The sequence below is a fragment of the Candidatus Nanosynbacter featherlites genome, from assembly GCF_037013405.1.
GTDB lineage: Bacteria > Patescibacteriota > Saccharimonadia > Saccharimonadales > Saccharimonadaceae > Nanosynbacter > Nanosynbacter featherlites_B.
On record NZ_CP146064.1, the window covers coordinates 17,301 to 28,947 of the forward strand.

The window sequence follows — 11,647 nt, forward strand, 5'->3', positions numbered from 1 at the left end:
CTTAGAAAGTCGGCTTACGCTTTACCTTCTTCACGCAATTTTGAATACGGAACATTTTCTTTACGACTAAACTCTAGCTCGCTAATAACAACAGTACCAGGGCCGATTTTCTTAAATGTAACATTACCCTGCATACCGCCAACTCCAGCTGTTAGTACCCATTCCACAGGCATCGTACCAACGCTATTATTAGCAAGGAAATCAGTAATTTTCTCAGAATGCTGGGCGCCATTATCTGGTCGGAATGAGAAAGTCATAGAAATAGTATCACCATCGTATTTTGGCTCACCATGTTCCATTCCTGCAATAGTGACAGGCCCCAATATCATTTCTGGGTCTATTGGGTTCGTATAGGCCGTCCTGTGAAGACCATTCTCATCATTTTCAAGGTGAGTGCTGTAATCGATCCGTAATGCTTCTTGTGCATCTATAAGATTTTCCAAGAGACTCTTGAAACCATTCCCGTACTTAATTGGTTGTGATTTTCCACGTGCGTCATTGCCTGGAGTTTCAAAAACTCCTTTTATGCGATTGAGGATATATGGGGTTAGTGTTGATCCGAAAGTAGGAGGTGTGCTGTTTGCAGAACGATCTTTCTGTGCCAAATAACTGAACCTTTTTTCGTCATATACCCTACTATATTCAGATGACGGTGGATTTTCCTGATCTTTTTTATCAGCAACTACGTTAACTGTTGTTTCAATTATAGTACTCAGGTGTCGCATTAATTCGTCGGGGCTTTCGAAAGCACTAACGGGAATGGTTAATTTCTTAGCCTCTTCTTCAGGGAATCTTGTGTCTACATACGATTCGCAAAGCTCTACCTCTGTTGAAGGATCTAGGTCCAGTGTACGCATCCCTTCAGGAGTTGGAGACACTTCTGGTGAAGGACTGTTCTCTGCATGCTCAGGCAGTTGTCCTGATGTTTGTTCTGATGTAGTTTCTTTCTTACTACCGCAGGCTGTTAAAGCCATCGCTCCAGCACTGGTCACAAAAAGACCCAGGACCCCTCGGCGGTTTATTTCATATACTGATGTTTCTTGTGAATCGCTTGGGTTATACTCTTTCATAACGCTTGGGATTCTTTCTCTGGTTTACTACCAGGTTAGTTACACACTATATCTACAATCGATATGGCGTGATTATAACACAAAGTATATGAAAATACAAGACTATAGATCAGCAAAATAAAAACACCCTGTTGCTTGGGTGTCTGTGGCGCGCCCGACCGGATTCGAACCGGCGATCTCCTCCGTGACAGGGAGGCGTGATGGACCAACTTCACTACGAGCGCATGTCAACTAGCTCGATAATACCAAAGACTTCCCTAATATTCAAGAGCCATCAGGTGAAATGTTGTTTGCATTTTGCGTGACAATATCTTACAATTAGTCACATATCAACCTAATATTGGTAGAACAATTCAATGATAAACAGAAATTTCTTTACAAAAACCATCATTGCTGTAGCCCTACTAGTCGGTTTTACTGTTTCAGCTCCGGTATTTGCTGAGGAGGAGGGTGCGAAGAAATGTGCTGGCGTCGATACTTCAACCATAGAATGTGGCGGTAAAAGCGGTAAAGAGGCTATCTTTGATATCGTTAAACAGGCGGTAAAAATTTTAACCATGGGTGTAGGTGTCACAGCTGTTGGTGCGGTAGTTTATGGTGGCATATTATTTTCATCATCTGGAGATAAGCCAGAAAATATCAAAAAAGCTCGCGAGATCTGGATCAATGTTGTGATAGGGTTGCTGCTATACGCCTTCTTTGTCACGCTGACTCAATTCTTAATTCCAGGAGGAGTATTCTCATGATCAAACGGGCAATTATAGCAGTTACTTTGGTGTTTATAGGTAGCTTTGGTATGGCATTTGTCAGCACACAACCTGCCTTAGCTGGTGCTTGTGATGAACGTGGTCGTGTTATAACTCTAAAACCTTGGTTTTATAACTTAACATCTGGTAATTCGTGTGATTTAAAGAGTCCGAGTGAGGCTGGTGGTTTTGGCCCATACATCTGGCAAATTGCCTTAAACCTTATTGAAGATTTATTCCAAATCACGGGTTATATTGCAGCAGGATACATTATATACGGTGGTTTTCTGTTCATCACCAGCTCAGGATCACCAGATCGAGCGGTTCGTGGACGAAAAACAGTTTTTAATGCCATTATTGGCTTAGTTATAGCTATCGCCTCAGTAGGTGTAGTAAACTGGGTATCAGGAGCATTATTGTAACTATGGAAAAGTTTATCGTTCAAATTGTTAGCCAACTAGGTTCCCCAAGTGACGTAGGAATTCCTGATCGTAAAGATGATAAGGTGGCATTACAAAGTATAGCGAACCTGGTGTTTGCTATCTCAGCGGTCGTAGCTATCATTTCCATCATCATCTATGGCATCATGTATAGTGTATCCGCTGGTGATCCAGGCAAAGTCTCGAAAGCTAAAAACGGTATCATCTATTCGGTGGTTGGTTTGCTGGTGGTATGGTGCGCTTTTGTTATTACAAATTATGTCGCAGGGAGGTTTAACTAATGAAAAAAATCGTAACTATTACCGCTACTCTGGCTCTCGCCATAGTCGGTGGTTTTTTGCTGTCACAAACTGCTTCAGCGGTTGGTATTTATGACGCGTGTAGTACCGATCCAAATAACATTGTCTGTGCTAACAGTAGTGAATCAGTTGACCCGGTCATCAAAACAGTCATCAGATATCTGCTGATTATCTCTGGTATTGTATCAGTTGTGATGGTTATCATTGGTGGGTTGAAATACAGCACCTCCAATGGCGACAGTGCTAAGCTAAGCTCTGCTAAGAACACTATCATGTACGCCATCATTGGCGTGATCATCTCTGCTCTTGCGTATGCTATCGTTGATTACGTATTTCTTCGCATAATTGGTAAATAGAGCCCAACACAGTATAGACAGACCGTAAAATATGGTATAATGAAGTAAAATAACAATCAATTTCCCAAGGAAAGGAAACGAAATTCATGAAAAAAACCATTATTAAAATAGCTGGCGCGTTTGCCCTTCCTGTGCTGGTTATGGGTGTCGTATTTTTGGCTTCTGGCGACAATGCATTTGCGCAGGTTCGAGAAGGTTTGAACAAGGTTCAAAACGCCAATACTGGTGCTAGTGCTAACGTTGACGACATCATCTCAAAGTCAATTAACTTTGCATTGATGGCGATTGCTATCGTATCTGTGTTTATGTTGATCCTTGGTGGTTTCAAATACACCACATCAAACGGTGACAGTGCTAAGGTGACGTCTGCTAAGAATACCATTATGTACTCCTTGATCGGTCTGTTGATTGCTATCTTTGCCTACGCTATCGTTAACTTTGTGGTCAATAAGGTTACCGGTAACTAATCACCTAGTTACATCTCAAAAAACACCAGTCATTACGACTGGTGTTTTTAGTAGAGATCAGTGATTGATTACAGAACTTGAATCTTCTTAGCTTTTTCTTGTTTTACTTTTTCAAAGGTAATTGTCAATACGCCGTCTTTTAGCTCTGCTTTCACGCCCTCTTCCTTGACTGCAACTGGAAGAGCCAGGGTGCGCCTAAATTCGCCCCAGTAACATTCTTGAATGTGCCAGTTGTTAACTTCAGTCTCGTCACCACTAGACAAGGTACCAGAGATGGTCAAGATGCCGTCAGAGATACTGACATCCAAGTCGTTGCGGTCAACACCAGCGGTGCGCGCTTTGATGACCAATTCTCCTTCGGTCTCAAAAACGTCAACCGCCAACTGACCCATTAGGTCATCAGCGTCCTCTTCCCAGTTGTCTTCGTTGGCAGCAATGGTTGGTGCTACTGGTGCTTGTGCTGGAGCTGACAAATCAGCTTCATCCAAAAATGCAGCAGTTAAATCGTCGTCGGTAAATAAATTATCGTCCTGTTTCCGGGCCATAGTTGTTCCTCCACTCTATTTGGCTCAATTGACAATGTTCTCTATTAGTATAACGGTTATGTGCGTTATAATCAACAGTGAAAGGCGAAAAACGTAAAAAATACAATGTTTGATGAGTTATTGTCAGTTATCGCTCCCCACTACTGTTATGGGTGTGGGAAAACTGGCCAAACTATTTGCCCAAAATGTAAAAAATACATCACACAAATGAGCTATACCACATGCGTTTTATGTGATCGGCGTCCCAAACATGGTAACTATTGTGGTAGACATCACTTCCCTGTTGGGCAGATTTATTGTTTGCTGCTCAGGCGGGGTGCGGTTTTGCAGGCAATTGATGCACTCAAGTTTGAGCGCAAACGGGCTGTGATTAACGACTTGGTTGCAATCGCCGACGAATTGTTGCCGCAGCTGCCGGCTAACAGCGTACTAGTCCCCATCCCGACGACGCCACGCAATACACGCATCAGAGGGTATGATCATATGAAGCTCATCTGTCGTCAGCTGGGACGAGTCAGGAATATCCCTGTTAAACAGATTATCCAGCGGCGCAACAACGTGACGCAGCATTTTACCAAATCAGCCAAACAACGAAGACTGCAAGCGAAAGAATTTTTCCGAGTGGCGGGTAATATTGATCCATCCAAGCATTACTACCTGGTTGATGATATCTTTACTACTGGTGCCACGGTGCGAGAAGCTGCTCACTGTTTACGTCAGGCGGGTGCTACCTCTGTGACGATCATAGTTCTAACGCGGCACGACTCACAAAAATCTACGGTTGATTAGACGTGGTGATATGCGCTACCTTTGGCAATTTCCTGTGCGCGATAAAGTTGTTCTGTCAGGAGTAGACGCACAAGTTGATGCGGAAACACCAGTTTTGACAGAGACCAAACGACATCAGCCCGCTCGCGTAGTTCCGAAGAAACACCAAATGCCCCGCCAATGATGATGACCACTGACCGACTGTGGGCGAAGCACTCTTCCAGGAGAGCTGATAACTCCGGAGACGACAGATTGTTGCCTCTTTCGTCCAGTAAAATGACAAAATGGTCTGGTTTGATTTGCTTGAGTATCCGTTCAGACTCTTCCTGACGCGCTCTGGGGCCTTCCAGCGAAGAATTAGCCAACAATACCCATTCGACATTCCACGGGGCTCTCAGGCGCTTCTGGTAGTATTCTAGGCCATCTATGACCCATGAATTATTTTTCTTGCCGATTGTGATAATTTTGAGCATAACTAATGGTAAGTATAACCTACCCTCTGGTATAATGAAAAAGTCAATCACGGAGAGGTGCAGGAGTGGTTGAACTGGCCGCTCTCGAAAAGCGGTAAGCCGGCAAGGCTTCGAGGGTTCGAATCCCTCTCTCTCCGCCATGGAATATTTATTAAACCCTCGCCACGGTGAGGGTTTTGTACTACCTCAGAAGAATTATGATACAATGATATTGAAATATCGTAAAAAGGAGATGATAATATTGATTTTAACTATGGTATAGACTATAAAAAGTTGCCTGAATATATTAAAGTTGCCGAGGAGGTTATTAGGGGCTTAGGAGGAGCAGCAGCTCAAGAAACAGCAATTGAAGAAGCTCAAGAAGTAGTTGAAGAAAGAACGGATGAACAAATACCACCAGTTGACATTGTTCAGTTCTATACAGCAATGGGAGAATACGGTATTTCTACGCCAGGCGCACTTCTTGCTGCTGATACTGCAGACTCCATTAAGGTAAATCATTTTGAGAACACAGTTAAGTTAGTGCCTGAGCTGTCTCCTGAAGAGGAGCCGACAGAAGAATAATTCGCGTGAGTGATTTATTATAAAAAAACAACTCTTCGTTAGGGAAGAGTTGTTTTGATAATGCTTATTGGTACACCCGGCACGATTCGAACGTACGACCTTTGGCTCCGCAAGCCAACGCTCTATCCAGCTGAGCTACGGGTGCATACAGCCTTTCGGCAAAACCGATTGGCCATAACAAAAATATAAGGTACCTTCTCTGCTCACATCATGAACATCGAACCTTTACATTCTAACACATATCAAAAGCTAAGAGCAAGCTAAAGCTTAATGATTCGGATGAGTTTTTCCAAAGCGTCTGGTTTTATCTCTTGCATGGGGAGGCGTGTGCCTAACATATCAACAATTGTCTCCCCTTCTGCTTCTGAAAAGTAAATGGTTAACCCTGGTGAAAACCGTTTAACGGGAAGTAGTAACACTGAGAATTGACCTTGATATTCAATAACACCAAAGGCTTTGAATTCACTAAAATCATACAATTTGTCCGCCACATAGACACCTTTAGGACTAATGGCGTAGTTGATCATGCGAGGGGTTTTGGTGGATAGAGATAGTAACGCCACCGCCATGATGGGTATTAACACCGTGAATGTCCAGCTTTTTATCCAAAAAACAGACAGTGCCATGAGTGCCATGATGACCACGGCAAATGATAGATACCAGCCTAGACCACGCGCTGGACCTCTGGTCTCTGGGGCGTGCCAAGAAAACGGTTCAGACAGGTCATGAGTTGTTGTTTTGGTTGGTTCTGCTTCCATGGTTTTAGTATACCATGAGCATAATGTGTAGGCTAGACGTCGGTAGAACCGCCGCTGACGGCGAAGTTAATGACGAACTTGATGATGGCATAGGCAAAAAGAGCAATCAATAGACCAATCACGGCATATAAGATGGTGTTTTTGGCGGCAGTAACTGATTCTTTTCGTCCACCGGATATGACGTAGCGAAAACCACCAAAGATAAGCATTACCACGCTGACCACAGCGATACCGATCAGCATGAAGTTAATAACCCGACGCACCAGAGAGCTGTCACCATTCCACAGGTTGGTTGGCACGCCATTGCCGCGAGCTGCCTCTACACCTTCTGCAAAACCACCCTCACCAAGTGCCAGAGCCGGTAGACTAGTGATGGTTAATGCTAACACGGTCGTTATGATGATGCTTGCGCCAACGGTTACAATCTTCTTCATAATAGTTATATTATCCTTGGTTGGTAGAAAAAAGTCAACGCTATGGTATTTTGTACAGGTGTGGTACAATATAACCAGGTTTCATGGTCTACATTTGGAGGAGTACCCAAGTGGCTGAAGGGGACGGTTTGCTAAATCGTTAGTACGGAGAGATCTGTAGCGGGAGTTCGAATCTCCCCTCCTCCGCCAGAAACTGATATGAAATTCTCAACTTACGGGTTGGGAATTTTTATTTGTGAACAGGAGTATGGTATAATGTGAACAGATTTCTGGAAGGGTGACCGAGTGGTTGAAGGTACCGGTCTTGAAAACCGGCGTGCGGTAAAACGTACCGAGGGTTCGAATCCCTCCCCTTCCGCCAGAATGATATATAAACACCTCAAGTGGGTGTTTTTTATTTGCCATCAACGCGAAATATACTTGACATAAAATAAAACTTATGCTAATATGATAATCAGGTTTAACAGCGCTCAGTGCGCGGTAATAAAACATAAACAGAGAGATAAATGAATATATTACAACAGATTATTACACAGTTTACCATATTTGTGAGCCTGACTACTGCTTGTGGTGTACTGATGCACGACACCCACGTGGATAAGGCGGTGGTATCAGTATTTAGTGCAGTTGATTTTCAGGGGTCGACTGGTGACGACGGCATGAAAACGACGAGGATTGGCTCGTCGGCCCATACACACCCGGAACACACATCACTGAGTAGCATCATTCATGATGGATCAGCAAACCCACGTTCGACGCCACGAAATGATGACCGAAAATACATGAAAGTCAAGCGTGCCCAGGGTAATGGCGGCCCTGAGTTTGATGGGCAACGCTTGTGTATCGGTAAGATTTGTTTTTAGTTAAACTTGATGACTTCCAACTCGGTGATGAGTCGTTGGATGAGCGCTTGCTGCTCTGTAATGTGCTGGCGAGTTTCCTCCACTAAGTGGGCTGGCGCTTTTTCAGCGTAGGATGGATTGTTGATACGTGCTTCAAGCCCCTCGAGGCGTTTTCTAGCGTCTGCGAGGCGCATTTCTAGCTCAGTTTGGTGCTGGTAGAGCGTTTCATCATCGATATCCAGCCACACCTCCCTGTTCGCTGCGGCTAGCCTGAGGCCACGTGGTTGATCAGTGTGTTCAATTGAGGCAAGGCGCATAAGGTGCTTGATAGTGTCGGCGTTTTCTTTGACCAAGCTGTCGTTGCCGTACAATAAGCGGTATTTTTTATTGCCCGGTAATTCTGTGATCACCCAGCGACCTTCGGAGACTAATTCTTTGATTCGTTCAAATTGTTCAGCCTCAATTTCGTCGTATTGTTCAGGTGTTGGCCAAGAGTCGCGCATCAGGATGCCGTCGGTATAGTTGAGCGTCTGCCAAATTGTCTCAGTGACGAATGGTGCGAATGGATGAGTAATCCTCAGGCTGGTTGCCAGCACCCACGACAATAATGGGCGGTTGATGGCGGTTTTTGATGATTCGATATACCAATCGGCGACGTCGTCCCAGATGGCGTGGTAGACCGTTTCGGCGGCCTCAGAAAAGCGGTATTGTTCCAAGCGAACGGCGATGTTGTTGGCGGCGTCATTCAGCTGGCGAATAATCCAATGATCAGCTGGGGTTTGCGGCTGTAGTGGTACGATGACGTGATTGTCGCCAATTTGTGCTTCAACAAAGCGAGCGATGTTCCACAGCTTGTTGCAAAAGTTGCGAGCAGCGATGACCGCACCTCTGTTGAAGGCTTGATGTTGGGCTGGTGCGCGGCCGGCGATGATACCCATACGGGTGGCGTCTGAGCCAAATTCTGAGACTAGTTCCATCGGATTGATGACATTACCCTTGGATTTGGACATTTTTTGATTATGCTCGTCGTTGACCATACCGTGCAGATAAACGTCCTTGAATGGTAGTTTGCCGGTGCGGTACAGGCTGAGCATAATCATGCGTGATACCCATGCTCGCATGATATCCATACCGGTCTCCATCAAGCTGGTTGGGAAGTATTTGGCTAGTTCCCCGCCATTGAGGTAATCGGTGACGATGTATGGCCACTGCCCAGATGAAAACCAGGTATCAAAGGTATCTTCTTCTCTGATATATGTTGTTCCATTTACAACAATACGCTTTTCGGTCACTCGGGTGTCGAAGATCCAGTCGTTTGAGTCGGTCTCATTGACAAACGCTGGGATTGGGATGCCCCATGGGATTTGTCGAGAGATATTCCAATCCTTAAGTTGCTCCAGGTAGGCGATGAGCTCTTTGCGCTTTGAGGCTGGATGGAAGGTAATCTCCCCCTTCTCTAGCGCCTCGATGGCTGGCTTGGCTAGTGGTTGCATCTTGATGAACCACTGCTCTTTCACCATTGGTTCGATGACGGTGCCACATTTGTAACAATGACCGACAGCGTGTTCAATGTCTGACTCACCGCGACGTAGCTCCATGGCTTCTAGGGCTGCTAGAATGCGGCGTCTTGCTTCTTGCGGATCCAGGCCTAAGAATTGTGGCGGCACATTGATTAATTTGCCATCATGACTGATGATGCTTTTGACTGGTAGACCATGGCGTTCTGCCATCTCAAAGTCGTTTGGATCATGCGCTGGAGTTATTTTGACGGCTCCGGTACCGTAACTCATGTCAACGTATTCGTCGGCGATGATGGGGATTTCGCGGTCGATGATTGGCAGGAGAATACGGGTGCCAATGAGCTTTTTGTAGCGCTCGTCATCAGGGTGAACAGCTACCGCTACGTCACCAAGCATGGTCTCAGGACGGGTGGTGGCAACTACGATTTCACCAATTTTGTCCAGGGTTGGGTAAGCTATTTTCCATAACGTCCCCTTCTCTGTTTTGTGCTCGACTTCGATGTCAGCAAAACTGGTTTGATGAGCAGTACAGTAGTTAACGATTCGTTCGCCGCGGTAGATCAGATCATCTTCCCACATCTGTTTGAAGGTATCGTACACCGTCTGTATCACCTTGTCGTCTAGAGTGAATGTAAGGTGCTTCCAGGAGGCGCTAGTGCCCAAGGCGCGTAGCTGTAATTCCATATTGCCACGCTTTTCTTGGACAAAGTTCCATACTTGGCTGTACAATTGTTCTCGCGAAAAATCAAAGCGACTTTTACCCTGCTTTGCTAGCTCTTTTTCGTAGACTACCCATGTTTCAAAGCCAGCATGGTCGGCACCGGGGATAAACACTGCATCATCGCCCTTGAGCCTATGATAGCGAATCAAGATATCCTTCAGATTCATATCAAGCGCGTGTCCGATATGTAGGTTGCCGTTGGCGTTTGGTGGTGGCATGACGATACTGTACGGCTTACCTTCACCTGTGGGCGCAAAAGAATTACTCGTCTCCCACAGGGCATAGATATCTGGTTCGTAGTCATTTGGAATGTATTGTTTGGCTAATTGCATATGATCTGATTCCTATATATTTCACGGGAAAAATAACACACACAAACCATCGAGTACTTTTCACACGAAAAAGTACCCAAACGAGTTTATGTGTGTATTCTCCCGTGTTTATTTCTGGTTATAGTATACCATAGAACTGGGATTTTGGCGTCATGGCTTACGCCGCGTCGAGCATGGATAGACTTGGTTGAACTTCAAAGTCATATGGGTCAGCAGGTGAGTCGAATTGGGTGCGGAAATAGCCGAGTGTGGCAATCATGGCGGCATTGTCGGTGCAGAGCTGGATGGGCGCGTATTCAATGTTGATGGGCAGGGCGTGGCGCAGTTGGCGACGTAGTTCTTGGTTGGCAGCGACGCCACCAGCAATAACGACAGAAGCAGGCTGAAAATTGTCATAGGCTTTCTTGGTTTTATCAACCAAAGTTTTGATGGCGGTGTACTGGAAGCTGGCAGCCATGTTGTGTTGTAATTCGTCGGTCACCAGGGCAGGGAGCTCGTGTGATGGGAAGGTAAAGTCTTTACCAACTTCCCGCTGTACGGTTCTCAGAACGGCTGTTTTGAGGCCAGAAAAGGAGAAGTTATACTCACCAGCGAGTTTGGCGATGGGTAGATGAAAGGTCTGCGGATCACCGAGCTCAGCTGCTTTGGCGATAGCCGGGCCACCAGGGTAGGGCAGGCCGATAATCTTGGCAACCTTATCAAATGCTTCACCAACAGCGTCATCTTGAGTTTGGCCAATGAGCTGGTAGTCACCGTGGTTTTGGAAAAGGACGAGTTGTGAGTGTCCACCGGAGACGATGAGGGCGAGGAGAGGGAAGACGGGTTGGCTTTTTGGCAGAGTTAAAGATAAATTGTCAGACTGCTGATTGATGAAATTAGCATACACGTGAGCCTCTACATGATGTATTTTGTACAACGGTTTGTGATGGATAATAGCGAGAGTGCGGGCGGCGAGAGTACCGATGAGTAGCGAGCCGATGAGGCCGGGCGCGTAGGTGACGGCGATGGCGTCGATATCGTCCCAAGTACAGGCAGCATCAGACAGAGCTTTGTTGATGACTGGGCTGATGACTTCCAGGTGTGAACGAGCGGCTACCTCTGGTACTACTCCACCATACGCAGCATGGATGTCGATTTGTGAGTTAACGACGTTTGATAGTAGCATGTGACCGTCTTCAATGACGGCAGCAGCTGTTTCATCACAGCTTGATTCAATTCCCAAAATCCTCATAACTATGGCATAGTATATCACATAGTCGCCTCTGTTGTCTGGAAGTGTGAATCGGCGCGCAAAAAATGTTATCATGGATAT

Annotated in this window: 15 protein-coding genes and 5 tRNA genes; 11 read left to right on the forward strand and 9 right to left on the reverse strand. The window is 45.6% G+C overall.

The genetic code is table 11. The features are described 5' to 3' along the window. Positions 1-14: 14 nt before the first annotated feature. Positions 15-1,070: a hypothetical protein gene (locus V4210_RS00055; protein WP_338520838.1), complete on the reverse strand. Its 1,056-nt coding sequence runs from the start codon at positions 1,068-1,070 to the stop codon at positions 15-17. A gap of 146 nt (positions 1,071-1,216) precedes the next feature. Then, a tRNA-Asp gene (locus V4210_RS00060) sits at positions 1,217-1,294 on the reverse strand. Positions 1,295-1,426: 132 nt separating this feature from the next. Between V4210_RS00060 and V4210_RS00065 the strand changes: the two genes are divergently transcribed. The 5 genes from V4210_RS00065 (at position 1,427) to V4210_RS00085 (ending at position 3,378) form a co-directional block, all read left to right on the forward strand. Then, positions 1,427-1,816 carry a hypothetical protein gene (locus tag V4210_RS00065; protein ID WP_338520839.1) on the forward strand — a complete coding sequence of 130 codons (390 nt, stop codon included), beginning with the start codon at positions 1,427-1,429 and terminating at the stop codon, positions 1,814-1,816. Then, positions 1,813-2,238: a hypothetical protein gene (locus tag V4210_RS00070; protein WP_338520840.1), complete on the forward strand. Its 426-nt coding sequence runs from the start codon at positions 1,813-1,815 to the stop codon at positions 2,236-2,238. The genes V4210_RS00065 and V4210_RS00070 overlap by 4 nt, the downstream gene beginning before the upstream one ends. 2 nt (positions 2,239-2,240) lie before the next feature. Then, positions 2,241-2,537 (forward strand): pilin, encoded by a 297-nt coding sequence (locus tag V4210_RS00075; protein ID WP_138078296.1) that lies wholly within the window; start codon positions 2,241-2,243, stop codon positions 2,535-2,537. Next, positions 2,537-2,911 carry a hypothetical protein gene (locus tag V4210_RS00080; RefSeq protein ID WP_338520841.1) on the forward strand — a complete coding sequence of 125 codons (375 nt, stop codon included), beginning with the start codon at positions 2,537-2,539 and terminating at the stop codon, positions 2,909-2,911. The genes V4210_RS00075 and V4210_RS00080 overlap by 1 nt, the downstream gene beginning before the upstream one ends. A gap of 86 nt (positions 2,912-2,997) precedes the next feature. Beyond that, positions 2,998-3,378: a hypothetical protein gene (locus tag V4210_RS00085; protein ID WP_338520842.1), complete on the forward strand. Its 381-nt coding sequence runs from the start codon at positions 2,998-3,000 to the stop codon at positions 3,376-3,378. 68 nt (positions 3,379-3,446) lie between these two features. Here V4210_RS00085 and V4210_RS00090 read toward each other — a convergent pair whose 3' ends face one another. Further along, a complete protein-coding gene (locus V4210_RS00090) occupies positions 3,447-3,923 on the reverse strand; it encodes an Hsp20/alpha crystallin family protein (protein WP_138078302.1) in 477 nt (158 codons plus the stop codon). Between the two features lie 207 nt (positions 3,924-4,130). On the opposite strand from V4210_RS00090, the gene V4210_RS00095 reads away from it, so the two are divergent. Further along, the gene (locus V4210_RS00095) at positions 4,131-4,712 is read left to right on the forward strand and encodes a ComF family protein (RefSeq protein ID WP_338520843.1); all 582 of its coding nucleotides are present in this window, start codon (positions 4,131-4,133) and stop codon (positions 4,710-4,712) included. Here the strand turns inward: V4210_RS00095 and V4210_RS00100 are convergent. Then, positions 4,709-5,164, reverse strand: coding sequence for a 23S rRNA (pseudouridine(1915)-N(3))-methyltransferase RlmH (locus tag V4210_RS00100; RefSeq protein ID WP_338520844.1), 456 nt, complete (start codon positions 5,162-5,164; stop codon positions 4,709-4,711). The genes V4210_RS00095 and V4210_RS00100 overlap by 4 nt on opposite strands. A gap of 51 nt (positions 5,165-5,215) precedes the next feature. Here V4210_RS00100 and V4210_RS00105 point away from each other — a divergent pair. Then, positions 5,216-5,304, forward strand: a tRNA-Ser gene (locus V4210_RS00105). A gap of 133 nt (positions 5,305-5,437) precedes the next feature. Continuing rightward, positions 5,438-5,728 (forward strand): hypothetical protein, encoded by a 291-nt coding sequence (locus V4210_RS00110; RefSeq protein WP_338520845.1) that lies wholly within the window; start codon positions 5,438-5,440, stop codon positions 5,726-5,728. A gap of 68 nt (positions 5,729-5,796) precedes the next feature. Here the strand turns inward: V4210_RS00110 and V4210_RS00115 are convergent. The 3 genes from V4210_RS00115 to V4210_RS00125 all read right to left on the reverse strand — a co-directional run bounded on the left by V4210_RS00115 (position 5,797) and on the right by V4210_RS00125 (position 6,920). After that, positions 5,797-5,873 (reverse strand) — tRNA-Arg (locus V4210_RS00115). A gap of 115 nt (positions 5,874-5,988) precedes the next feature. After that, positions 5,989-6,486: a hypothetical protein gene (locus V4210_RS00120; protein ID WP_338520846.1), complete on the reverse strand. Its 498-nt coding sequence runs from the start codon at positions 6,484-6,486 to the stop codon at positions 5,989-5,991. 32 nt (positions 6,487-6,518) lie between these two features. After that, the gene (locus V4210_RS00125) at positions 6,519-6,920 is read right to left on the reverse strand and encodes a hypothetical protein (RefSeq protein WP_338520847.1); all 402 of its coding nucleotides are present in this window, start codon (positions 6,918-6,920) and stop codon (positions 6,519-6,521) included. A gap of 96 nt (positions 6,921-7,016) precedes the next feature. Between V4210_RS00125 and V4210_RS00130 the strand changes: the two genes are divergently transcribed. The 3 genes from V4210_RS00130 (at position 7,017) to V4210_RS00140 (ending at position 7,783) form a co-directional block, all read left to right on the forward strand. Next, positions 7,017-7,109, forward strand: a tRNA-Ser gene (locus V4210_RS00130). Between the two features lie 82 nt (positions 7,110-7,191). Further along, positions 7,192-7,281 (forward strand) — tRNA-Ser (locus V4210_RS00135). A 145-nt stretch (positions 7,282-7,426) separates the two neighbouring features. Beyond that, on the forward strand, positions 7,427-7,783 hold the full coding sequence (locus V4210_RS00140) for a hypothetical protein (RefSeq protein ID WP_138078314.1): 357 nt from the start codon (positions 7,427-7,429) through the stop codon (positions 7,781-7,783). Here the strand turns inward: V4210_RS00140 and V4210_RS00145 are convergent. Together V4210_RS00145 and tsaD are read right to left on the reverse strand one after the other, a co-directional pair. Continuing rightward, the gene (locus tag V4210_RS00145) at positions 7,780-10,335 is read right to left on the reverse strand and encodes a valine--tRNA ligase (protein WP_338520848.1); all 2,556 of its coding nucleotides are present in this window, start codon (positions 10,333-10,335) and stop codon (positions 7,780-7,782) included. The two genes, V4210_RS00140 and V4210_RS00145, sit on opposite strands and share 4 nt — an antisense overlap. Positions 10,336-10,492: 157 nt before the next feature. Then, complete coding sequence (gene tsaD, locus V4210_RS00150; RefSeq protein WP_338520849.1) at positions 10,493-11,566, reverse strand: tRNA (adenosine(37)-N6)-threonylcarbamoyltransferase complex transferase subunit TsaD; 1,074 nt, start codon at positions 11,564-11,566, stop codon at positions 10,493-10,495. Between the last annotated feature and the right edge of the window lie 81 nt (positions 11,567-11,647).